General features: G+C 70.0%; 22 protein-coding genes. 5 read left to right on the top strand and 17 right to left on the bottom strand.

Annotation, left to right across the window (positions count from 1 at the left end; genetic code table 11):
• Positions 1 to 50: 50 nt before the first annotated feature.
• The 4 genes from HQQ88_RS13060 to HQQ88_RS13045 are packed head-to-tail and all read right to left on the bottom strand — an operon-like array spanning position 51 to position 5,608.
• Positions 51 to 2,414 carry a glycoside hydrolase family 31 protein gene (locus HQQ88_RS13060; RefSeq protein WP_173169655.1) on the bottom strand — a complete coding sequence of 788 codons (2,364 nt, stop codon included), beginning with the start codon at positions 2,412 to 2,414 and terminating at the stop codon, positions 51 to 53.
• Between the two features lie 16 nt (positions 2,415 to 2,430).
• Positions 2,431 to 3,342, bottom strand: coding sequence for a carbohydrate ABC transporter permease (locus tag HQQ88_RS13055; RefSeq protein ID WP_134194268.1), 912 nt, complete (start codon positions 3,340 to 3,342; stop codon positions 2,431 to 2,433).
• Positions 3,339 to 4,310 (bottom strand): carbohydrate ABC transporter permease, encoded by a 972-nt coding sequence (locus tag HQQ88_RS13050; RefSeq protein ID WP_173169654.1) that lies wholly within the window; start codon positions 4,308 to 4,310, stop codon positions 3,339 to 3,341. The genes HQQ88_RS13055 and HQQ88_RS13050 overlap by 4 nt, the downstream gene beginning before the upstream one ends.
• A gap of 26 nt (positions 4,311 to 4,336) precedes the next feature.
• A complete protein-coding gene (locus tag HQQ88_RS13045) occupies positions 4,337 to 5,608 on the bottom strand; it encodes an ABC transporter substrate-binding protein (protein WP_134194323.1) in 1,272 nt (423 codons plus the stop codon).
• Positions 5,609 to 5,995: 387 nt separating this feature from the next.
• On the opposite strand from HQQ88_RS13045, the gene HQQ88_RS13040 reads away from it, so the two are divergent.
• The gene (locus HQQ88_RS13040; protein WP_216834672.1) at positions 5,996 to 7,813 is read left to right on the top strand and encodes a BCCT family transporter; all 1,818 of its coding nucleotides are present in this window, start codon (positions 5,996 to 5,998) and stop codon (positions 7,811 to 7,813) included.
• A gap of 44 nt (positions 7,814 to 7,857) precedes the next feature.
• On the opposite strand, the gene HQQ88_RS13035 is transcribed toward HQQ88_RS13040, so the two are convergent.
• The 4 genes from HQQ88_RS13035 to HQQ88_RS13020 are packed head-to-tail and all read right to left on the bottom strand — an operon-like array spanning position 7,858 to position 9,951.
• Positions 7,858 to 8,487 (bottom strand): hypothetical protein, encoded by a 630-nt coding sequence (locus tag HQQ88_RS13035; protein WP_173169653.1) that lies wholly within the window; start codon positions 8,485 to 8,487, stop codon positions 7,858 to 7,860.
• A gap of 18 nt (positions 8,488 to 8,505) precedes the next feature.
• Positions 8,506 to 8,958, bottom strand: coding sequence for a GNAT family N-acetyltransferase (locus tag HQQ88_RS13030; protein WP_173169652.1), 453 nt, complete (start codon positions 8,956 to 8,958; stop codon positions 8,506 to 8,508).
• A gap of 16 nt (positions 8,959 to 8,974) precedes the next feature.
• A complete protein-coding gene (locus HQQ88_RS13025; protein ID WP_216834670.1) occupies positions 8,975 to 9,406 on the bottom strand; it encodes a VOC family protein in 432 nt (143 codons plus the stop codon).
• Positions 9,403 to 9,951, bottom strand: a complete 549-nt coding sequence (locus HQQ88_RS13020; RefSeq protein WP_173169651.1) for a hypothetical protein — start codon at positions 9,949 to 9,951, stop codon at positions 9,403 to 9,405. The genes HQQ88_RS13025 and HQQ88_RS13020 overlap by 4 nt, the downstream gene beginning before the upstream one ends.
• A gap of 107 nt (positions 9,952 to 10,058) precedes the next feature.
• Here HQQ88_RS13020 and HQQ88_RS13015 point away from each other — a divergent pair, with 107 nt between their 5' ends.
• A complete protein-coding gene (locus HQQ88_RS13015; RefSeq protein WP_131847656.1) occupies positions 10,059 to 10,304 on the top strand; it encodes a hypothetical protein in 246 nt (81 codons plus the stop codon).
• A gap of 22 nt (positions 10,305 to 10,326) precedes the next feature.
• On the opposite strand, the gene HQQ88_RS13010 is transcribed toward HQQ88_RS13015, so the two are convergent.
• Positions 10,327 to 11,328, bottom strand: a complete 1,002-nt coding sequence (locus HQQ88_RS13010; RefSeq protein WP_165901188.1) for an SPFH domain-containing protein — start codon at positions 11,326 to 11,328, stop codon at positions 10,327 to 10,329.
• Between the two features lie 164 nt (positions 11,329 to 11,492).
• Positions 11,493 to 12,356 (bottom strand): SMP-30/gluconolactonase/LRE family protein, encoded by an 864-nt coding sequence (locus HQQ88_RS13005; protein ID WP_173169650.1) that lies wholly within the window; start codon positions 12,354 to 12,356, stop codon positions 11,493 to 11,495.
• A gap of 57 nt (positions 12,357 to 12,413) precedes the next feature.
• Here HQQ88_RS13005 and HQQ88_RS13000 point away from each other — a divergent pair, with 57 nt between their 5' ends.
• On the top strand, positions 12,414 to 13,457 hold the full coding sequence (locus HQQ88_RS13000) for an LLM class flavin-dependent oxidoreductase (protein WP_173169649.1): 1,044 nt from the start codon (positions 12,414 to 12,416) through the stop codon (positions 13,455 to 13,457).
• An 88-nt stretch (positions 13,458 to 13,545) separates the two neighbouring features.
• Here the strand turns inward: HQQ88_RS13000 and HQQ88_RS12995 are convergent, their stop codons facing one another.
• From HQQ88_RS12995 to HQQ88_RS12985, 3 genes are all read right to left on the bottom strand, one after another.
• Entirely contained in the window at positions 13,546 to 14,760 is a 1,215-nt protein-coding gene (locus HQQ88_RS12995) for a glycosyl transferase (protein WP_123939447.1), read from the bottom strand.
• Positions 14,757 to 15,605, bottom strand: a complete 849-nt coding sequence (locus HQQ88_RS12990; protein WP_173169648.1) for an HAD-IIB family hydrolase — start codon at positions 15,603 to 15,605, stop codon at positions 14,757 to 14,759. Before HQQ88_RS12990 ends, HQQ88_RS12995 begins: the two co-directional genes overlap by 4 nt.
• 97 nt (positions 15,606 to 15,702) lie before the next feature.
• Positions 15,703 to 16,305, bottom strand: a complete 603-nt coding sequence (locus tag HQQ88_RS12985; protein WP_173169647.1) for a TetR/AcrR family transcriptional regulator — start codon at positions 16,303 to 16,305, stop codon at positions 15,703 to 15,705.
• Positions 16,306 to 16,482: 177 nt separating this feature from the next.
• Here HQQ88_RS12985 and HQQ88_RS12980 point away from each other — a divergent pair, with 177 nt between their 5' ends.
• Together HQQ88_RS12980 and HQQ88_RS12975 are read left to right on the top strand one after the other, a co-directional pair.
• Positions 16,483 to 17,031, top strand: coding sequence for a hypothetical protein (locus HQQ88_RS12980; protein ID WP_254067080.1), 549 nt, complete (start codon positions 16,483 to 16,485; stop codon positions 17,029 to 17,031).
• The gene (locus HQQ88_RS12975) at positions 17,028 to 17,675 is read left to right on the top strand and encodes a hypothetical protein (RefSeq protein ID WP_216834669.1); all 648 of its coding nucleotides are present in this window, start codon (positions 17,028 to 17,030) and stop codon (positions 17,673 to 17,675) included. Before HQQ88_RS12980 ends, HQQ88_RS12975 begins: the two co-directional genes overlap by 4 nt.
• Before the next feature lie 9 nt (positions 17,676 to 17,684).
• Here the strand turns inward: HQQ88_RS12975 and HQQ88_RS12970 are convergent, their stop codons facing one another.
• Genes HQQ88_RS12970 through HQQ88_RS12955 form a run of 4 tightly spaced genes read right to left on the bottom strand, consistent with a single transcriptional unit; the run spans position 17,685 to position 22,203 of the window.
• Complete coding sequence (locus HQQ88_RS12970; RefSeq protein WP_173169645.1) at positions 17,685 to 18,998, bottom strand: MFS transporter; 1,314 nt, start codon at positions 18,996 to 18,998, stop codon at positions 17,685 to 17,687.
• 24 nt (positions 18,999 to 19,022) lie between these two features.
• On the bottom strand, positions 19,023 to 19,967 hold the full coding sequence (locus tag HQQ88_RS12965; RefSeq protein ID WP_173169644.1) for an amidohydrolase family protein: 945 nt from the start codon (positions 19,965 to 19,967) through the stop codon (positions 19,023 to 19,025).
• Between the two features lie 12 nt (positions 19,968 to 19,979).
• Complete coding sequence (locus HQQ88_RS12960) at positions 19,980 to 20,918, bottom strand: amidohydrolase (protein ID WP_132100911.1); 939 nt, start codon at positions 20,916 to 20,918, stop codon at positions 19,980 to 19,982.
• Entirely contained in the window at positions 20,911 to 22,203 is a 1,293-nt protein-coding gene (locus HQQ88_RS12955) for an MFS transporter (protein ID WP_173169643.1), read from the bottom strand. The genes HQQ88_RS12960 and HQQ88_RS12955 overlap by 8 nt, the downstream gene beginning before the upstream one ends.
• Positions 22,204 to 22,284: the final 81 nt, after the last annotated feature.

Here is a 22,284-nt window from a genome sequence, read left to right as displayed (position 1 = left end):
CGTGGCGATCCGCCCGAGGAGTGTCGCCCAGCGCGAGTCTCGGCGCAGCATCAGCGCTCGCCCGGGTGCACACTCCCCAGCAGCTCGACGACGACGGCACGCAGCTCCTCGGGCAGGTCGACGGTCCCGAGCTCGACGATCCGGTCGGCACGCGGCAGGTCCTTCGACACGATCTGCCACGCGGCGAGCTTCTCGGCGTTGCCGGTCTGCGCGCGTTCGAGGGCGTGCCGGACGGCCTCGCGGGCGTCGACGCCGACCACCGGCGACCCGGCCAACGTGACCGCTCCGCCCGCAATCGACTCCACGGTCAGGTCGACCGAGAACCGGTCCTCGCCACGGGCGGACACGACCTGCCCGTCGGCGGGGGCGGCGAGGAACGTGACCCGCCAGTCGCGACGGGCCGGGACGACGTCGACCGCGCCGGTGGTGGCGTGCACGCGGAACTCGGCGAGCGCCGCGTCCCACGTCAGGCGGGTCCCGGCACTGCGGCCGGTGTCGCCGGCGGGGTCCTCTTGGTCCTCGACCAGGGTGAACGAGCCGGCGGCACCAGGGGCGACGAGGACCTCGAACGCGGTCGGGTTCGCGGTGGCGTCGACTTGGTCCTCGGCGGCGAGGGGCAGCAACCCGCCCTCGCGCAGCAGCACGGGCACGGTGTCGAGGGTGCGGTGCAGGTCGACGAACCGGTCGCCGGCGTACACGGTGCCGGTGAACACGTCGGTCCAGGTCCCCGGCGGCAACCAAGCCCGTGCGGTCCCGTGCAGGGTGACGGGGTCGCGCGGTTCGACGATCGGGGCGACGAGGAGTTCTGACCCGAAGGCGTACGTGTTCGGCACCCGGTACGCCTCGTCGCGCCGTGGCTCCAGGTGGTAGAGCGGGCGGACGAGCGCGGTGCCCTCGGCGGTCCGGTGGTTCATGGTGTGCAGGTACGGCACCAGACGGTGCCGGAAGCGCAGGGCGTCCCCCATCGCGGTGCGCGCCTCGGCCGGGAACACCCACGGTTCCTTGCGGATGAACGGGTTGTTGGCGGAGTGCAGGCGCATGATCGGCGAGAACACCCCGAACTGCACCCAGCGCGTGGCGAGCTCGTCGTCGCGGACCCCGCGGGTGTGGCCACCGATGTCGTGACTCCACCAGGGGTAGCCGATGTTCGCGGCCGTGGCGGTGAACTCGGGCTGGAACGCCAGCGACGCCCAGGACACGACGGCGTCGCCGGAGAACCCGACGGCGTACCGCTGGCTGCCGGGGCCGGCGTAGCGCGAGAAGGTCATCCCCTGGTCGCCCGAGCGTGCCGAGTCGAGCAGGTGGAAGTGGTTGAGCAGCCAGAGCGGGTCGACGCCGGGCAGCCCGCTCTCGCTGCCCTGCTGCCAGTCGATCCACCAGAAGTCGACGCCCTGCGCCTCGAGCGGTCGGTGCAGCTGGTCGAAGTACGCCTGCAGGAACCGCCGGTCGGTCGGGTCGAACGGGATCGGCTGCTCGGTCGCCGGGTCGATCCCCATCGCCTCGGCCATCGCGGGGTAGGCGTCCTCGAACGCCCGGACGCCGTCGGCGGGGTGCAGGTTGAGCGTCGTGCGCATCCCCCGCCGGTGCAGTTCAGCCAGGAAGGCCTGCGGGTCGGGGAAGAGCGACGGCTCCCACGAGTAGCCGGTCCAGCCGTCACCGAACTGCGGCGGTACGGAGTCGACGCGGTGCCAGTCCATGTCGATGACCGCGACCGAGAACGGCAGGCGTTCCGAGGCGAACCGGTCCACGAGCCCCAGGTACGAGGTGTCGCTGTACGGGTGGTAGCGGCTCCACCAGTTGCCGAGCGCCCACCGGGGCAGCCGCGTGGGGGCGCCGGACACCTGGTGGAAGGCGCGGAGGGCGCCATCGAAGTCGCGGCCGTGGGCGAACACCGTGACGTCGCGGCGACCGGGGACGCGCGCGCCGATCCAGCCGTCGTCCTCGAACAGGAACGACTCGCTGTCGTCCAGCGCGGTGATGCCGTCGCGGGCCAGGATGCCGGGTTCGAGCGGCATCCGACCGTCGACGTCGTCGAGGGTGCGGCCGGTGCCACCGAGGTCGCGGGGTTCCTGCCCCCAGCGCCAGCGGTTCGCGTCCGGGCCGATGGTCTCGACCACCAGGCCGCTCGGGCTGAACGGACGGCCGTCGTACCGGAGCCGGGCCCGTTCGGTGGTGACGACGAGGCCACCTTCGCCGACGCGCTCCACGGTGAACGCCGGCACCGGCAACCGCCGCCGGATCGCGAACGTCGAGGCGCGGTCCTCGAACCCGCCGTCGTCGCTCCACTCGATGCGGAACGTGCCGGCGTCCAGCACCGTGATCCGCCAGTGCTCGCCCGTGACGACGGCGGCCGGGTCGGCGACCGGGTCGGATCCGGGGAACGGCCGGATGGTCGGAAGTGCGGTCGTGGTCATGGTCACGTCGTACCCCTCAGCTCTTGACCGCGCCCTGCGTCACGCCGCTGATGACCCAGCGCTGCGCGAACAGGTAGACGATGATCGTCGGCGCCATGGCCATCAGGTACGAGGCGAAGGCGACGTTGTAGTTCGTGCCGAACTGGCTCTGGAAGATGTTCTGCACCACGGGCAGGGTCTGCAGGGTCGGGTCGGCGGTGATGAGCGACGGCATCATGAAGTCGTTCCACGACGCCAGGAACGCGAAGATCCCGACGGTGGCGTTCATCGGTCCGAGCAGCGGCAGGATGATCCGCCAGAAGATCTGCCACGTCGAGGCGCCGTCGATGCGGGCGCTCTCCTCGAGCTCGACCGGGATCGACCGCAGGTACGCCGAGTAGAGCAGCACGCTGAACGACAGTTGGAACATGGCGTGCAGGATGCCGACGCCGATCGGGTTGTCGAGGCCCATCTGGGCGGTCAGCTTGATCTGGGGCAGTGCGACGACCGGGAACGGCAGGAACATCGCTGCCAGCAGGTAGACGAACGACCACCGGAAGAACCGCTTGTGCCAGTTCCGGACGATCGCGTACGAGGCGAACGAGCTGAGCAGCAGCGTGGCGACGACGGTGAGCGCTGCGACGCCGAGCGACACCGAGAACGAGACGGGGAAGCGCGTGAGCTCCCAGGCCGATGCGAACGAGCCGGGGTTGAACGGGAACGGCAGCGACAGGGCGTTGCCGTCGACGGACTGCTCGCTCGTCTTGAACGCCATCGCGACGGTGACGTACAGCGGGATGAGGATCGTCAGCGCGGCCAGTCCGAGCACGACGGTCAGGGTCCAGTTCGTGCCGCCGAGGCGTCGCCGGTGTCCGCGGCCCGGTCGTCGCGCGTCGCCGGTGGTCACCGCGCGGGTGTCGGTGGGTGGGCGGGTGTCGATGGCGGTCATGCGAGTCGCAGGTTCCTTCCGCGGGTCGCCGCGAGCTGCAGCACGGAGATGAGGACGGTGATGATGAAGAACACGGTCGCGTTCGCCATCTGGTAGGCGTAGTCGCCGCCGGTGAAGCCGCCGAAGATGGTCATCGCGACGCTGCTCGTCGCGCTGCCCGGGCCACCGTTGGTCAGGCCGACGATGACGTCGTAGGCGCCGAGGTAGCCCTTCACGCCGAGCACGGTGTTGATCACGATGAAGCCGCCGAGCAGCGGGAGCGTGATCGCGCGCAGCTGCTTCCAGCCGGTCGCGCCGTCGAGCGAGCTCGCTTCGTACAGCTCCTCGGGGATCGAGGTGAGCCCGGCGGTGTAGATGAGGAGGGCGCCGGGCACGGTCTGCCAGGCGGAAACGATCACGATCGCGACCCAGGCCAGGTTCGGGTCGCCGAGGATGCTCTGCTCCAGGGGTCCGAACCCGACGCTCGTGGCCAGGGCCGGCACGGTGTTCGAGAACAGGAAGTTGAACACGTAGGCGACGATGATCCCGGAGATCACCATCGGGATCACGAAGATCGATCGAAGGCCCGCGGCGAACCGGATCTTCTTCGCCAGCGCGATCGCCAGTGCCAGCGCGATGACCTGCGTGACGATGACGGTGACGACGGCGAACCCGAGGGTGAAGCCGTACGAGGCGAGGATCGCCGGGTCGGACACGAGCGCCCGGTAGTTCTCGAGCCCGAGGAAGTCCCACTGCCCGAAACCGAGGTAGTCGGTGAAGCTGTAGAAGATGCCGACGCAGGCGGGTGCGACGACGAAGGCCGTGAACGCGATGAGGGCGGGCACGAGGAACAGGTAGTACATGCCCTCCGTCCGGCGGAGGGAGCCCGGGCGACGCGGACCGGCGGCGCGGTGCGTGCGGGCGGCCGCGGTGGCCGGCCCGGACGTCGCCGGGTCGGTGTCGCGGGAGAGCGGGGTCTGCATGGTCATGGTGGCTCCTGGAGTCCTGGTCCGGCTCAGACCGTCGCCGAACGGCCGGCGAGACGCCGCCAGTCCGAGTCGAGCCGCTGCAGCATCGAGGTGAAGTCCCCGCTCCGGATCGCCGACTGCAGGTAGTTGCCGAGCGGGATCGAGGTGGGGATGAAGGTGCCGGCGCCCTGGTAGAACGCGGCGTCGTCGACGTACTGCTGCAGGCCGGCGAGCCGCTCGTCCTGCTGCGGCGGCGCGTCCTTCGTCGGCGAGTAGGCCAGGTTGTCGCGGTTGTAGGCGTCGATGACCTCGGGCTGCATGAGGAACTCGACGAGCTCCTTCGCTTCGTCCGGGTGCTGCGACGCGGTCGGGATCCACAGGCCGAGGTCGATGTTCACCCGCGCCTGTCGGTCGCCGGGGTCGTTCGAGACCGGCAGTGCGAACGTGCCGACCTCGAGGTCCTCGTCGACCAGCGCGATCTGTCCGAGCGCCCACGGCCCCTGCAGGTACATCGCGGCCTCGCCCTTGCCGAACGCCAGGTTTCCGTCGGCGTAGGCACGGGTCGCGTGGTCGGGGTTGAAGAACGTCGAGATGGTCTTCGCACGCTCCATCGGCACCGCGAAGTCCTTCTCGAACGACACTTCGGAGTCCGGGCCGACGTCGGTGCCGAGTGCCTTCATCTTCGTGAAGAACGACCCGGTGTCGACCAGGCTGCCCACCGAGTAGTCGAACAGCCCCTGCCACAGCGTCCAGGTGTCGCGGTCCGTCGCGTAGATCGGGGTGATGTCGGCCTTCTGGAGCGTCCGGCACACCTCGACGAACTCGTCCCACGTCGTCGGCACAGGCAGGTCGTGGTCGGCGAAGATCCGCTTGTTGTAGATGACCCCGGCGGCGGCGAGCGAGTACGGCAGCACGCTCGTGCGGTCCTCGAACTTGGCGTACTGGTTCGTCAGGGTGTCGATGTCCGGTCGGACCCGTGCCGCTGACGGCAGGTCTCCGAGGTCGCTCAGCACGCCGCGGGAGATGTAGCGCGCGAGTTCGAGGTTGTCGTTGAAGCAGCCGACGTCGGCCGGCTCACCGCGGACGAACTGCGGCGCGATCGCCGCCGTGCTGTCGTGCACCACGGACAACCCGGAGCGCCCCTTCTCGAAGCGCCGCAGGAGCGCGTCGAAGTAGGCGATGACCTCCTGCTTCTGCTCGTAGAAGCGCAGCGTGGTCGCACCCCCTGCCGCTGCGCGCGGTGCCGCGCACCCCGCGAGCGCCATCGTGCCGAGCGCGATCCCGCCGGCTGCTCCGGCGAGGAACCCCCGCCGGCTCACGGCCGCGCTGATCGTTCCGGTCCTGCTTCCCACCATCGGGCAACTCCCTCGTGCGCGTCGTCGCGCACGTCTTGTTTACAGCGCTGTAAACGGGAAGTCAACGTTGTAATCGCACCTGACGGGGTGTGCGCGCCCACAGGCGGACGGGAGGCGCGGATCGCCCCCGCCCCGCGCCTCCCGGCCGCCACTCGCGGCGCGACCGCTGGGCGCACCGTGCGCACGTCGCCACCCGGTGCGCCGTTGGTCGCTCCGTGCGCGCCTACGGCGCCGCACCGAGCACGCAACCCGGCACGGAACGGCCAAGGCTGCACGGTGCAGCCTTGCCCGCTCACCCGAACGACACGCCTGACCGAACACACAGGAACGCGAGCAGGCACCATGGAGGGCATGGCAAGCACCACCTCCGCTCCCCCGCCCGGCCCCGTCGAGACGACGTCGAAGGTGCGGCGGTGGGTGTTCTGGCCCGCCGCCGTCCTCGTGCTCGGCTTCGTGGCGTTCACCCTGATCTCCCCGTCGAGTGCCGAGGCGATGTTCGTCGGCCTGCAGGACGGCATCGTCAAGAACTTCAGCTGGTACTACGTCCTCGTCGCCGCGTTCTTCGTCGGCTTCTCGCTGTTCGTCGGCTTCAGCAAGTTCGGCGACATCAAGCTCGGCAAGGACCAGGACGAGCCCGAGTTCTCGACCGGGTCGTGGTTCGCGCTGCTCTTCGCCGCCGGCATGGGCATCGGCCTCGTGTTCTACGGCGTCTCGGAACCGCTCAGCCACTTCGCCTCACCGCGCCCCGGCGTCACCGGCTCCGAGAACGAGCTCGCGCAGCAGGCCCTCACCCAGACGTTCCTGCACTGGGGACTCCACGCGTGGGCGATCTACGTCGTGCTCGGTCTGGCCCTGGCCTACGCCATCCACCGGCGCGGCCGTCCGGTGTCGATCCGGTGGGCGCTCGAGCCACTGCTCGGCAACCGTGTGCGCGGCGGGTGGGGCAACCTCATCGACGTGATCGCGCTCGTCGGCACGCTGTTCGGTGTCGCGACCTCGCTCGGCCTCGGGGTCATCCAGATCGGCGCCGGGCTCGAGAGCGCTGGCATCGCCGACAGCAGCATCGTCAGCCAGATCGCCATCATCGCCGTGATCACCGCGGTCACCATCGTGTCGCTCGTGACCGGTGTCACCAAGGGCATGAAGATCCTGTCGAACTTCAACCTGCTGCTCGCCGCCGCACTGCTGCTGTTCGTGCTCATCGTCGGGCCGACCCAGTTCCTGCTCCGCGACTTCGTGCAGTCCATCGGCGCGTACCTGCAGAACATCGTCGGCCTGTCGTTCAACGTCACCGCACAGCAGGGCGCCGAGGGCGTCGCCTGGCAGGGCGCGTGGACCACCTTCTACTGGGGCTGGTGGATGTCGTGGGCGCCGTTCGTCGGTGTCTTCATCGCGCGCATCTCCAAGGGCCGCACGGTCCGCCAGTTCGTCTTCGGCGTCCTCCTCGTCCCGACCGCGCTCACGTTCCTGTGGTTCGCGGTCCTCGGCGGTGCGGCGATCCACCGCGAGACCGACGGCGCCGGCGGCCTGGTCGGCTCGGACGGCTCGGTGGACCTCGAAGGCTCGCTCTTCGCCCTGCTCGGCGACCTGCCCGCCGGAGCGGTGCTGACCTTCGGCGCGATCCTGCTCATCGGCGTGTTCTTCGTGACCTCGTCGGACTCCGGCGCCCTGGTCATGGCGATGATCGCGTCCGGTGGTGACATCGAGCCGAAGAACTGGCTGCGGGTCTTCTTCGCGTTCGTCTCCGCCCTGCTCGCCGTCGCACTGCTGCTGAGCGGCGGACTGGACGCCCTGAAGACCGCGGCGATCACGACGGCGTTGCCCTTCAGCGTCGTGCTGCTGCTCACCTGTTGGTCGACGATCATCGCCTTCACCCGCGAGCGGCGGGCGTACGACAAGGCCGAGCGCGAGGTCCTGCTCGAACACGTCGGCGCGTACTACGGGCTCGAGGTCGAGGGGCCGTCGGAGCGCGCGCCGCGATCGGCGTTCGGTCGGCCGTGGGCAGCCGTCAAGAAGCGGGTGCGCGGCGGGTCAGCGGCGCACCCGACCGCCACCGCCCTCGACGACTTCCCGATCCGGACGCAGACGGTGTCACCCGACCCGGCGGTCGACGCGAGCCTGGACGACGGGCCGGCTGCGGAGAGCGCGCCGCGCCCGACGGACGAATGACGGACGGGAGGCTCGTGGCGGGGCCGCCACGAGCCTCCCGTCCGTCAGCGGTCGCGACCAGGGCGTCGCCGACGCCCGTCGTGCTCGCTGACGTCGGTGCGGCGGCTGGCTCGGAGGCTCCCGATGCCGAAGACGAGCGAGAACGGCATGAGGACCAGCAGCGGGAGCGACGACCCGATGTGGCTGGAGTTCAGCACGAGGTTCACCAACGCGAGCAAGAGCAGCACGGACGCGGTGACCACCGCGAACCACGCGAACGGTTCCGGCCAGGGGGCTAAGCGGCCAAGCTGTGGCGAGGGTTCGCCGGTGGATCCTCCGGCAAGGCCGGCTGCGCCGCCACCTCCGCCATCGTCGTGCGCGACCGCAGCGTGGAGCGCGCGGATGTCGCGCGCACCCTCACCCCAGTCGAGCAACGTGAAGGGGACGATCGGACGCGTCCGGACGCGCAAGCCAGTTCCGCCTGCGGCAGGAGTCAACTCGATCGAGATCACCTCACCCCACGAGGAGAAGTTCCCGAGCACGGACAGCTCGATCCTGTCCTCGGCGACCGAACGGACCCGCACGCGCGGCATCCCGGCGACAGCACGCAGAACCCGTTGGTGCGCTTCCTCGAGTGGCATCGCGAGCTCCCACTCGGCTGACGAGCGTGCAGCGGATGTCGTCACGTCGAGCATGACTTCATCCAACCCGAGTCAGAGGCGCTTCTCCATGCAGTAGCTCGTCGGGTCGTCGGTGTACGGCGGGAACCGCGGGACCTGGCGGTACCCGAGCTTCTCGTACAGGGCGATCGCCGCGACCTGCGGCAAACCCGTCTCCAGTTGCAGCGTCGAGATGCCCCCGGCCAGCGCGTGCGCCTCGAGTGCCTCGAGCAGGGCTCGACCGACCCCGAGCCCTCGAGCCTCGTCGGTGACGAACATCCGCTTGACCTCGCCGGATCCGTCGCGCCGATCGACCAGTGCCGCGGTGCCGACGGCCACGTCACCCTCGCGAGCGACGAACAGCGAGACCCCGTCGGCTTCCAGGGCGTCGACGTCGAGGCCGTAGTAGTTCTCGGCCGGGTACAGGGCCAGGGCGAAGGCGTCTCCTTGGCTGAGCAGGCTGAGGACGTCGTCGCCGCGAGAGCTCTCGATCTGGATGGAAGGCACGGCCGATTGTACGAGTTCAGTCGGCCACTGAACGTCGTCCCGCCGAGGACTGGAACCGCACCAGGTACCCGTCCGGGTCCTGCACGAGGAACTGGTCCACGCCCGCCTGCTCCGTCCCGACGTCGTACCACTTCGTCTCGGGCTGCATGAAGAGTTCGGTCCCGGCACGGAGCAGGGTGGCGGCGAGCGCGCGGCTGTCGGCCACGGCGATCTGGAAGTTCACGCCTCGGCCGAGCGGGCGGTCGAGCGGGCCGGTGATCCAGTTCCGACCGACCCCGACCTGTTCGAGCATCAGGTGTGCGGTGCCGAGGGCGACGTACGCGAAGCGCTCCTCGGGCCGCGCGTAGCGGATCTCGAAGCCGCACAGGTCGCACCAGAACGACAGGCTCCGGTCCAGGTCGGCGACGAGGAGTTCGGGGACGAGTGCGGGCTCGGTTGTCACGCTCATCGGAACAGGTCGAGGTGCGGAGTCGCGCCGGGATCGGCCATCTGCGCTTCGGTCTCGCGCACCAGCTCGTCGACGCGGGCTCCCCACCTGCGCACGAAGACCACGCGGACGATGCCGCTGACACCCCACAGCACGGCGATGACCCCGCGCCCGATGCCCGCGGGGTCTCCCTGCAAGACCTCCGGCACGGCGAGCGCGGCCCACAGGACGCCCAGGCTGATCCAGACCCACCCGGTGACCGCGCCCTGTGACGTCTGGCGGCGCAGGAAGCGCATCCGGATCGCGACCGGGACACCGGTCGGGTCGGCGCCACCGCGCAGCCACCGGTTCATCGCCCGGTACGAGCCGTAGCCGCCGAAGCGCGACCAGCTGCCCAGGATGAGCGCGAAGCCGCCTGCGGCGAGGACGGCCACGACGACGAGGACGGCCGTCTGGGACATCTCCGGAAAGTCGAGGCCGACCAGCATGAGCCACAGCCCCACGAAGAGGGCGGGGACGCCGAGGAGCTGTGCCCACCCGATGGCGTCGAGTTGTCTGATGCTCACCATTGCACTCTACGCACGCCCACTACCGCCGTCAGATGCCGGGACAGGAATACGACGATGCGGCGTCGTGCGAGGATTCGTCGACCACATCGACGAAGGGCTCGATCATGACCACCGCGCGCACGTTCCACCTGATCAGCACGCTGCTGCTGGCCGTCGGGTTCCTCGGGGTCGGCGCGCTGATGGCCGACGTCTACTACGGACCGGAGGGTGGGGGTGCCAACATCGGCCTCGGGCTCGTGATGCCACTGTGCCTCGGCTCCGGCGTCGTCGGCATCGCGATGGGCGTCGCGGCCCTCGTGACGACGTGGCGGACCACCCGCGCCGCTCGCTCGCGACAGCCCGTCCGGTAACGGAGGGTCGTGAGCCGTCCGCTCACTTCGACGCCCCGGTACCGGGCAGGCTGAGGATGTTGTCGGTGCCCTGCGGCACGACGATGAGCGAGCCGTTGTCGCCGGCGCTCTTGAGGGCCTCGATCTCACGCTGCTTGAGCGCCGCCGCCGAGAGCGGGTGCTCGTTGAGGACCTCGTTCGCGTCCGCCTGCCCCTGCGCCTCGGCGACCTGCTGCTGCGCCTGCACCTTCTTCGCGTCGAGCAGCGCGCGCTCCTTCGTGACCTGGATCTGTGCCTGCTGGGCCGTGGCGTAGGCCTCGGTGACGGACTTCGGCGGGGTGATCTCCTGCAGTGCGAAGTTGTCGACGTGCACGCCGGACCCCTTCCACCGGGTCTCGAGGGCCTGGATCATCGACTTCTCCACCGTGCCGCGCTTGGTGATCAGCTCGATGGTGGTGAAGTCGTTCGGGACCTGCCGGACGACGCTGCGCACCGAGTTGCCGATGAACTGCGTCTTGAAGTTCTCCTCGGTCTTGTAGGACCGGTAGATGTCGGTGACCGACTTGGCGTCGATGCTGTACTGCAGGTTCAGGCTGACGTTCGACGAGACGCCGTCCTGGTCCTGGACGGTGACGTAGGGGCCGGATCGCACGTTCCCGTTGTTGTCGGAGTCGGAGCCGTTCACCGCGTTGATGTAGGTGACGGTCTGGTTCCGGATGTTGAACGTGTGGAGCGTGGCCCACGGCGCTTTGAAGTGGAACCCGGAGTCCGTGGTCTGCCCGACGATGTTGCCGGAGATGTCCACCTGCACTTTCGACTCGCCCGTGTCCTGCGCGTACAGGGTGCTCCCGAGTGCCAAGCCGACGAAGACCAGGCCGGCTCCGGCTGCTGTCCACGTGGCGATGCGGTTCGGGCGGCGGGTGGGAACGGCTGGCCGGGCCTCGCGACCGGGGGTGGCCGGTCGCTCCGCGGTGGTGTAGGTCCGTTTCCGGAACGGGAGCGCGACGAGCGCGATGACGAGGAAGACGATGGCGGCAACGAACATGACGAACACTCCTGGATGGTTGTCCGTGCAGTCTGCCGTATTCGGAGGCCCGAACAGCCTGGTGCGAGGTTGCACGCATGGTGCGGCCCTGATGCCTCGCACCATGCGGTCAACCTCGCACCGAGCGGGCTCCCACCGCGATCAGCGGGCAGCCAGGCCTCCGTTCACCAACCCGGCACGGCCACCCGCACCGCGCTGATCCGCCCCGCACGGGTCTCCGCCGTGGTCGCCGGGTCGTAGCTGTCCGCCGTCGCCAGGTAGAGCGTGCGGCCGTCCTCGCCCCCGAGCGCGCAGTCGATCGCGCACAGCCCCGGCGCATCGATCCGGTCCGTGACCTCGCCACCCTCGAGGACCCGGAGGAACTCCCCCGTGTCCACGGAGCAGACCCACACGGCGCCGTCACGATCGACCGTGCTGCCGTCCGGCGTGACGCCACCGGGCAGCGCTGCCCACTCGCGTCGGCCGGTCAGCGACCCGTCGGGCTCGATGTCGAACGCGGTGAGCCGGCCGCCCCACGTCTCGCTCACCACGAGGGTGCGGGTGCCGGGCAGGACGTTCGCGCTGTTCGGGAACACCAGCCCCTCGGCGGCGAGGCGGAACGAGCCGTCCTGCTCGATCACGTACAGCGGACCGGGGCGGAGCTCCTCGCCGCCGTACAGGTCGTAGCCGAAGGCCCCGATGTAGGTCCGGCCGGTCGCCTCGTCGACGACCAGGTCGTTCAGGAGCGACGACTCCTCGCCGGACAGGTCGGCGAACACCGACGTCTGGCCACGGTCATCGACGGCGACGACCGTACGGGACTCCATCGAGCTGACGACCAGTCGCCCGTCGGCGAGCCACCCGAGCCCCGACGACTGGCCCTCGACCGTGGTCTCGAGACGCGGAGCCGCGGTCGAGGCCGGGTCGACCGAGAACACCTCGCCGGTGTGCATGTCCGAGTACCAGAGCCGCCCGTCGTGCCAGCGGTTGCCCTCGGGGAAGCGGATGTCGGTGACGACGTCGGTCGCGGAGTCCAGAGTGATGTGCACCGATCCACCCTGCCAGCCGGACCCCCGCGCCACCCGGTGGTCTGGCACGATCGACCCATGCCCCTCGACGGAACTCCCCTGGAACGGCTCGGCTTCCTGACGATCGGGTCGTTCGACCCCGCCCGACCGTCCGAGGGCCACGAGGACACGCTCCGGGTCATCGAACGCGCGGAAGCGCTCGGCTTCGACAGCGCGTGGCTTCGGCATCGGCACCTGCAGCACGGCATCTCCTCCCCCGTCGCGGTGCTGGCCGCCGCGTCGCAGCGGACCTCGCGGATCGAACTCGGCACCGCCGTCACGCCGATCGGCGCCGAGAACCCGTTCCGGCTCGCCGAGGACCTCGGCACCGTCGACGTGCTGTTGGGCGGGCGGCTGAACCCCGGCTTCTCGGTCGGCACCCCGATGAACTTCGACCTGTACCGCGACGCGATCTACCCCGACACCCTCGAGCACGAGGACCTCGGCAACGACCGACTCCTGCGCTTCCGTGCCCTCGTGCGCGGAGACGCGGTGACCGGCACCGGGACCGCGACCGGCGCCGTCGAGCGCCGAGGGATCGAGGAGTTCGCGAGCACCGTCCAACCCCACAGCACCGGCCTCGCCGACCGCATCTGGTACGGCACCGGCAGCACGAAGTCGGCGGTCTGGGCCGGCGAGAACGGTTTCCACCTGCTCACGTCGAGCGTCACCCGCAGCGAGGTCGGCACGGACTTCGCCGCCAACCAGCGCGCGCAGATCGACGCCTACCTCGACTCCCACCCCGATCCCAGCACCGCTCGGGTCTCGCAGGGCCTGGTCGTGATCCCGACCGACACGGCGACCCGCGAGCAGGAGGCCCGCTACCGCGCTTACGTCGAGAGCCGCTCGGGCCGCGTCGGCGTGCCGATGGGGCCCGCAGGGATGCTCTTCGCCGCCGACCTCGTCGGGACCTCGGCCGAGATCGCGGACCGGCTGCGCGCCGACGCCGGCTACCAAGCGGTCACCGAGGTCGCCTTCGCGCTGCCGTTCTCGTTCGAACCGGACGACTACGCGCAGATCACCACCGACATCGCCGAGCACCTGGGGCCGCAACTCGGCTGGGCGCCGCGACCGGCGGCCTGAGAACGGCGCCAGACCGCCGGACGGGAGGCACGGTGCCAGCTCGCGCCGTGCCTCCCGTCCGCCCTTCGGTCGCGCCCAGGGCGCGTGATCAGTCCTGCTGGTCCGCCTCCACCGCATCCTGCAACCGCTCGAGCACGTCCGGCACCGCCGAGCGCACCCGGCTCCAGCTCGGGATGAACGGCTTGTCGTCGGGGCGTGCGCTGAAGGCGCCGCCGGCGTCGAGGATCGCCTTGGTGAAGAGCTCGACCGCGGCTTCTTCGGCGTGCTGGTCGAAGCCGAGCCCGCTCATCTCCGCTTCGTGCCGGTAGACCTCGACGATGTCGAGGGCGTTCCGGTAGTACGTCGCCTTGAGCACCCGGAACGAGTCCGAGGTGAGCGGGACGCCCATCGTCGCGAGCTTCCGCAGCAGCGACTGCACGATGTCGTTGCCCATGCGGGCGAGCCCGCCGGTGCCGTCGGCCTCGGCGAGGGGCTGGTGCTTGTGGTCGTAGGCATCGGCGATCTCCACCTGGCACACCTGCCGCGTGGCGTAGTCGCGGTAGACCTCGGACAGCATGCCGATCTCGAGCCCCCAGTCCCCCGGGATCTTCAGGCCGTTCAGCACGTGCGCGCGCATCGCGAACTCGCCGGACAGCGGGTACCGGAAGCTGCTGAGGTACTCGAGGTACTCGGACTCCCCGTAGACCTGGCGGAGCGACCGCAGTAGCGGGCCGACGAGCAGCCGACCGACGCGACCGTTGATCCGGCCGTCGGCGACCCGGGCGTAGTAGCCCTTCGAGAACTCGTAGTCGAACGCGGGGTTCGCGACCGGGTAGAACAGCCGCGCGAGCATGCCCCGCTCGTACGTGGTGATGTCGCAGTCGTGCAGGGCGATGCACTCGGCCCGCTCCGACGCGAGCGCGTAGCCCGTGCAGTACCAGACGTTGCGACCCTTGCCCGGCTCGCCGGGAGCCAGCCCCTCGCGCTCGAGCTCGGCGTCGAGTTCCCGCAGCCGCGGACCGTCGTTCCACAGGATGCGGTGCCGCTGCGGCAGCCGGGCGAAGAACTCCCGCGCGTGTTCGAACTGCGAGCGGTCGGCGCGGTCCAGCCCGATCACGATCTCGCTGAGCCAGTCGGCCTCGGCCAGCTCGTCGACGATCCGCGAGAGCGCCGGGCGTTCGAGCTCCGAGTACAGGGCCGGCAGGATCAGGCTCATCGGCCGCTTCTCGGCGAAGCCCCGCAGGTCGTCCTCGATGCTCGCGGTGCTGCGGCGGCCGAGGTCGTGGAACGTCGTGATGACGCCGTTCTGGTGGAAGTCGCTCATCGGTGGCTCCTGACGTGCTGTTCGCGGTGCTGTTCGCGGTGGTGTCCGAGGTGGTGTTCGAGGCCTTCGCTCCATCCGAGCGGGCCGGGGTGCGTCGTGCGGTACACGCGCTCGGGTCGGTCGTCGGCGAGCGGACCGGGCGCCGGGCCGTGGCCGTGGACGACGACCGCCAGGTCGACGGCGTCGAGCAGCGCGGTGTCGTTCGGCCCGTCGCCGAGTCCGATGGTGCGCGGAGCGGTGCCGGTGCGACGTTCGTGGTCGGCGACGAGCAGGTGGACCGCGGTCCCCTTGTCGCGGCCTGCGGGCAGGACGTGCCAGAAGCGGCCGCCGCGCACGAGGTCGAGGCCGGCCGCGGCGAGCGCCTCACGGAACGCGTCGGCGCGGTCGTCGTCCTCGGCGTGCCAGAGCAGGACCTCGGAGGCCTCGCGTCGGCGTGCAGCTTCTGCCGACTCGAGGTCGAGGCCGGTCCAGGCGGCGACGACCTCGTCGGTCTCGCCGCCGAAGGTCGCGAAGTGCAGGCCCAGGTCCGCTCGGGTGCGGTCGAGGGCCGTGCGGAGACGCGCGAGGTCGGCATCCGCGGGGCCCGCGCCAGCTCCGGCGATCACGCTGCCGTCCGGTCCGACGACGATCGCACCGTTCTCCGCGACGAACGCCTGCCCGTCCAGCCCGGTCCGCCGCTGCAGGGCGGTGATCTCGGCCCGGGTCTTGCTGCTGCAGAACACCACCGGCACGTCGTCCGCGCGAAGCCGCTCGAGCATCGGCAGGGCAGCGTCGAACGAGTAGTCGTGGTGGTCGAGGAACGTCCCGTCGAGGTCCGTGACGACCATCAGGTCCTGTGGTGGCATCGTGCTCCGCTCGCGGCTGGGTGGGCTGCGGGCGACGGTGCCCCGGACCACCCTGCCATGCGTGGGAGTCCGGTTGGTGAACAGGGGCGACTTGCCGTCAGCGCAGTACGGCTGCGACCGCCAACCGCATGGACGCCCGCTCGAAGGCGGTCCGAGCAGGTGCCCCGGGAAGGGCACGCTCGAGTGCGAGGCCGTTCACGACCGTGAGCAGGAACCGCGCGTGTTCCTCGGGACTGCCGTCCTGCAGGACCCCCTCCAGCCGCAGCACCGACAGCCACCGCTCGACCCGATCGACGGCGAGCCGTTCCATCGCGAGGAACGTGTGCTCGGCATCACCGGCGACCGGCACGGCGACGTAGGCATCGTGCAGCGCCGCCCAGTTCTGCCGAGCGGACGCACCGCTCCCGATGCTCGCGAGGAGCAGGTGCAGGCACCCCTCGAGCCGCTCGGCGGGCTCCTTGGAGTGGTCCGCGATCGGGTCTTCCGGGAGGTCGAGGCTCTGGAGTCCCTCGACGACGGTGTCGATGAGCTCCCGCTGCGTCGGGAAGAAGTGCCGGAGCGACCCCGTGCTGACGCCGGCTCGGGCAGCCACCCCACGCACGCTCAAGCGCGCCGTCGGGTCCTCTCCGATCATCGTCGCCGCTGCGATCAAGATCTTCGACCGGGTGTCCGGTGCCGCCGGATCGACCAAGGTCACCATCCTCTCCATTCGACTAGCACAGTGTGCTAGCGTCTCGCCGAGTTGTCACACTGTACTAGAGAGGACGGGCGGATGGATGCGAACCGGCGAGCACAACGGTGGGCCAGCCGAGCGAAACCCGGTGACGGAACGAGCCTGAAGCCCTTCCGCTGGTGGCAGACGACGCGGCGCTCACTGATGTCGATCACCCTGACGCGCAACGGCGTCCCGGCCCACCACACGATCGACGTCCGCCACGGCGGGGACGCGACCGACGGCGTTGTACGTGCTCGCCTCTACGTCGACGGCACCGTCACCCTCGTCTCGCGGGTCCCTGCACGCTTCCCGGTCGCCGGCGGGCACATCGAGGTCCGTGTCAGCGAGTCGGGGCTGCGCCGCTGCCACTTCGTCGCCGAGGACGGCACCCAGCGGCAGCTTGTTCCCGACCCTCGCTCGGCCGAAGGGCGCCGCCTGCGGTTCGCGCAGCGCCACCCTGCTGCGAGCAGGATCGTCGGAGCCGTGTCGGTCGTCGTGCTGCTCGTCGGTGTCGGTCTCAACGTCCTGCAGGTGCTCGAGCCGATCTCGGAGATCCCGCCGATCGCGGACACGGTCGGCACGTTCGAGTCGCCTGTGCACCTGACCCCGTGGGCCAACGTCGCGCTCGGCTTCGCGGCAGCCCTGGGAGCGGTCGAGCGAGCGACGCGGCTGCGCTACCACTGGCTGCTCGACGGCGGAGCAGCCTCGTGACGCCGCCGGTCGGCCGCAGCGTGGTGCGAGGCTCGAACCAGATCGTCCGACGGGAGTCCCGCGCGTACCTCGTCCTGAACCTCTCGGCGTACGGGCTGGTCGTGCTGGGCTTCGCGATCGGCCTCGTGTTCCCCGGACTCACCGACGCCCGGATGTCCGCGATGGAAGCCGACGGCACCGCCGGACTCGTCACCCGACTCGTGAGCTCGCCGGCGCTCTTCGCACTGACGATCCTCGCCGTCAACGTCCTCCGGCTGAGCCTGCTCACGCTCGTCCTGCCGTCACTGGTCGTCCCGTTCGCTGGGCTCGCGATCTTCGGCGCTTGGGCGGTGCAGACCGGGATCACCCTCGTGCCGTCGACCGGGGAAGGCTGGGTGGCGTTGATCCCGCACTCCATCACGCTCCTCATCGAGCTGCAGGCGTACGTCCTGCTGCTGCTGGGCTCGTTCCTGCTGGGCAAGTACTGGCTCCGCCCCGGGGCTGCCGGGGCGGAGCGTCATCGGGACGGGTACCGACGTGGACTCCAGCAGCTCGGCACCCTCGCAGTCCCCGCCCTCGCCCTCCTCGTGATCGGCGCCGCGTGGGAGGCAGCCTCGCTGCGGTACCTCGTCCACCCGCTGAGCCAGTGGCTCCTCGCGCCGTGACGCAGCTCGCTACGAGGTGAGGTCGGGGGTCTCGACCCGGCCAGGCACTGCGGCATGTGCACGCGCGGTCCGCACCGTCAACGTCAGGACACCGCCGAGCACCATGAACCCCGCGGTGATCCACAGCGCGATCGTCGCCGAGTCCGTGGCGTCCTTCGCCGCGCCGATGGCGTACGGCGCCGCGAACCCCGCCAGGTTCCCCGTGGAGTTGATGAGCGCGATGCCACCGGCGAGCGCGGTGCCGCTGAGCATCGACGTCTGGAAGCTCCAGAAGACGGCTGGGATCGAGAGGGCGCCGGCGTTGGCGAGCATCAGTCCGATGATCCCGAGCACCGCCTGGTCGCCGGCGAGGATGCAGATGACGAACCCGACGGCGCTGAGCGCGAAGGCCGCTGCGATGTGCTTCTTCCGTTCGCCGTGTCGGTCGGAGCTGCGGCCGAAGATCACCATGGACACGATCGCGGCGATGCTCGGGAGTGCCGACACGAGACCGACCGTGACGTCGCCGTCGATTCCGAGGTCACGGATGAGGTTCGGCAGCCAGAAGCTGATGCCGTAGAGCGCGAAGTTGTACGAGAAGTAGATGCCGGTGAGCATCCAGATCATCGGGCTCCGGAAGACCTCCCGGAGCTTCGTGTGTCCGGCGGGTGGGGCTTCGGCGTCGAGGAGCGCGCCCAGCCGGCTGCGTTCGGGTTCGGTCAACCAGCGCACGGTGCGGTGGTCCTCCTGCAGGTACCGGAGGACGACGAAGCCCAACACGATCGTCGGGATCGCCTCGATGATGAAGAGCCACTGCCATCCGTCGAGACCCGCGACGTCGCGCATGCCGTCGAGGATGAAGCCGGACACCGGCCCGCCGACGACCCCCGAGGCGGCGAGGGCGATGTAGAAGATGCCCCATGCTCGGCCGCGACGGCTGGCGGGGAACCACTGGGACATGTAGAAGAGCACGCCGGGGATGAAGCCGGCCTCGGCGACACCGAGCAGGAACCGCAGCACGTAGAACGTGGTCTCGGAGTCGACGAGGAACATGCACCCGGAGATGAGGCCCCACGTGATCATGATCCGGGCGATCCACTTCCGCGCACCGACCTTGGCGAGGATCAGGTTGGACGGGATCTCGAAGATGAAGTACCCGACGAAGAACAGGCCGGCGCCGAGTCCGTAGACGGCGTAGGAGAAGCCGAGGTCGGTGCTCAGTTGTTCCTGCGCGAATCCGATGTTCACGCGGTCGAGGTAGGACAGGAAGAAGCCGATCATCGCGAGCGGGAGCACGCGGGTCGACACCTTCCGGAAGAGTGCGTCGTCGTTGACGGTGGTCATCGGGTTCCTTCGTTCGGTGTCGGATCAGCCGACGGTGTCGGCGAGCGGGATGCGGTAGACGCGAGCGGCGGTGCCGTGGAAGAGGGCGTCGAGCTGGTCCGGGGTGGACCCGGCGGCCCCGGTGAGGATCGTGTCCATCACCTCGTCGAAGTCGGGCGCCGTGAGCGTCGCGACGGGCAGGTTCGAGGCGAACATCGACCGGTCGTGACCGAAGACCGCGAGGGTCTCGCGGACCACCGCTTCGTTGCTCGGACGGTCCCAGCGGTTCCCGGGCAGGCCGAGCTCGGAGACCTTGACGACCGTGTTCGGCAGGGCGGCGAGTCGTTCCATGCCGTGGCGCCAGATCGCGAGTCCGTCGTCGCTGCGGTCCAGGGGCAGGCCGCAGTGGTTGATCACGACGGTGGTGTCCGGGATGTCCTGGACGACGTCGGCCGCTTCCGCGAGGTGGTGGTACGGCACGCGGAGGTCCCAGCTGAAGTCGTACGCCGCCAGTCGGTGCAGACCGGCGATCCAGGCCGGGTCCTGCATGGACCCGGGGACCCCGCGCACGGTCGAACCCGGGTGCGCGGAGGTCACGGGCTTCGACCGGACGCCGCGGACCAGGGGGTGTTCCGCGTGCCCCGCGAGCACGTCGTCGAGGTCTGGCTGGGTGAAGAACACGTGTCCGACGGCCGCCATCGGGAACCGCGGGTCCGTGTCGTGGAGCGCGGTGAGCCATGCCGATTCCTCGACCTGCTCGGTGCGGGAGCGTTCGGCCTCGCAGTGCACCGTGCCGATGACGTCCCATCCCGCGGTCGCGCGGAGGTAGTCATCGGGCATGAAGGTGTGGCGCATCGCGGCGTAGTCGCCGAGGAAGAAGTCGGCGTTGACATCCGTCTGGATCCAGGGCCAGTGCCCCTCGCTCTGCAGGTCCCAGAAGTGGTGGTGGGCGTCGAGGATCCTCGGACGGTGGCCGTTGGCGATGGTCATGGTCGGTGCTCCCTACGAAGCGCTGGCGGGCTGGTGGATGCGGGTCGGTCGGTAGACACGGGCAGCGGTGTCGTGGAACACGGCGCGCTGCCCGGCCGCCGGGAGGTCGGCGAGGATGTCCCGGAAACCGTCGAGCATCGCCGCGTAGGTGGTGAACATGCCGTCCACGGGGAAGTTGCTGCCGAACATCACCCGCTCGGCGCCGTAGAGGCCGACGAGTGTCAGGACGACTTCGCGGTTCACGAACTGGTCCCAGCCGTCGGCCTCGGTGCACAGTCCGGATGCCTTCACGACGACGTTCGGCAGGTCCGCGAGCTCGGCGAGCGCTGCACGCCACCCACGCATGGTCCGTGCGCCGTGGTCGAGGAGCACGCCGGCGTGGTTCACGACGATCAGCGTCTCGGGGTGGTCGACGGCGAGCTCGGCCGCTTCGTGGAGGTTCCACCACGGAGTCTGCAGTTCGAAGTGGAGTCCGTGGTCGGCGAGCAGCGCGTAGCCGGCGCGCCAGGTCTGGTCGCTCATGCGCGTCCGACCGGACCCGACCTGCTCGAGCCGAGCCGGGCCTCCTGGCTTGTGCCGGATGCTGCGGACGGACGGGTGCGACGCCTGTGCGGCGAGCACCTCGGCGACGTCGTCGGCGTCCAGCCGCGCCTGCGCGGCCATCGCGCCGGGCACCCCGGTGGTCGCGGCGACCCGTTCCAGGGACCGGGTCTCGCCGACGGGGTCGGCCGGGTCCCACTCGGCCTCCATCGAGACGGTCGCGACGACCCCCTGACCAGCGGTGTCGCGGAGCAGGTCGGCGGCGGTGTAGTCGTGCTTGATCGCCGAGTAGTCACCGTAGCGGTGCGGGACGAGGACGCCGGGCCGCAGCCACGGGTACCGGTCGTCGGCGAGCTGCCACAGGTGGTGGTGCGCGTCGATGACCGGGCCGCGGTACCCGGCCTCAGGCACGAGCGGGCTCCGTCCGCGTGGTGCCGGTGAAGTTGATCGAGAGCGAACCGACCAGGTAGACGGCTGCCGCGATCGCGAGGAACACGAGGACTGCCGTGTACCCGCCGGTGAGGTCGAGGAGCACCCCGGCCGCGATCGGGACGATGATGCCGGCGGCGGTACCGGCGAAGTTCATCACGCCGCCGACGATGCCGACGTTGCTCGGCTTCGCGAGCATCGACGGGATGGTCCAGTAGAGCCCGCCGAACAGGTTGAAGAACACGCCGATGCACAGCAACGCGACGGCGACGGCGGTGTCGGTGACGAACGGCAGGGCGACGAGCGCCACCAGGCTGAGCGCGCCCGAGCCGCCGAACAGCATCTTGAACGCCACGTTCCGGCGGAACCGGCGCTGCAGACGGTCAGCGAGGAAGCCGCTCAGGATCTCGCCCACCGCGCCGCAGGAGAAGATCAGGAACGTCGCGAACCCGAGCGCGGAGAGGTCGAGTCCACGGGCGGCGGAGAGGTAGCTCGGCCCCCACGTGACCAGGCCCCAGAACACCATCGCCCACGCCAGACGTCCGACCACCATCGCGACGACGTTCGCGCGGCTGACCCCGGGGCGGTCGGACTGCTCGTCTTCGGCCTGTTCGATGAGGGCGACCTCGGCGGCGTTCACCGACCGGTGCTCGGAGGGGCGGTTCCGCAGGTACAACCACGCGCCGATGCCGAACAGCACCGTGCACACGCCGATGATGACGAACGAGACGCGCCACGAACCGGTCGTACCGATCAGCCATGCCACGACCAACCCGCCGACCGCGGCGCCGAGCGGGGCACCGGAATCGATCAACGTGACGCCGCTTGCTCGCTTGCGCGGCGGCATCCACTTCGACACGAGCGACGATGCCGCCGGCATGAACGGCGCCTCGAACGCGCCGAGGCCGATGCGGGAGAGCACGAGCATCACGGCGTTCGCGGCGAACCCGGCGAGGGCCATGAACGAACCCCAGATGACGGAGGCGATGCCGATCACGGTGCGCGGCCCGAACTTGTCGACCGTCAGACCGCCGGGGATCTGGAGCAGGCAGTACGACCAGAAGAACGAGCTGAGGATGATCCCCTGCACGGTGCCGGAGATATGGAAGTCGTCCCCGATGAAGGGCAGGGCCACGCTGAGCGCGCTGCGGTCGACGCTGTTGATCGTGTAGAAGACGAACAGCAGGACGACGATCGCCCAGCGGATCCTGGTCGGGCGGGCGACGCTGGGATCGCTGTCCGGCTCGAGGCGGGTGGACGCGGTCATGATGCTCCTTTGCACGGGGTGGGTGCGGCGAGCGCCGCGTCGGGGGCGGCGAGCGCCGCGTCGGGTGCAGCGCAGGCTGCG

The organism is Curtobacterium sp. VKM Ac-2861, assembly GCF_013204965.1.
Lineage (GTDB): Bacteria > Actinomycetota > Actinomycetes > Actinomycetales > Microbacteriaceae > Curtobacterium.
The sequence above is the reverse complement of the archived record's forward strand: the minus strand, read 5'-3'. Positions and strand labels throughout refer to the sequence as shown.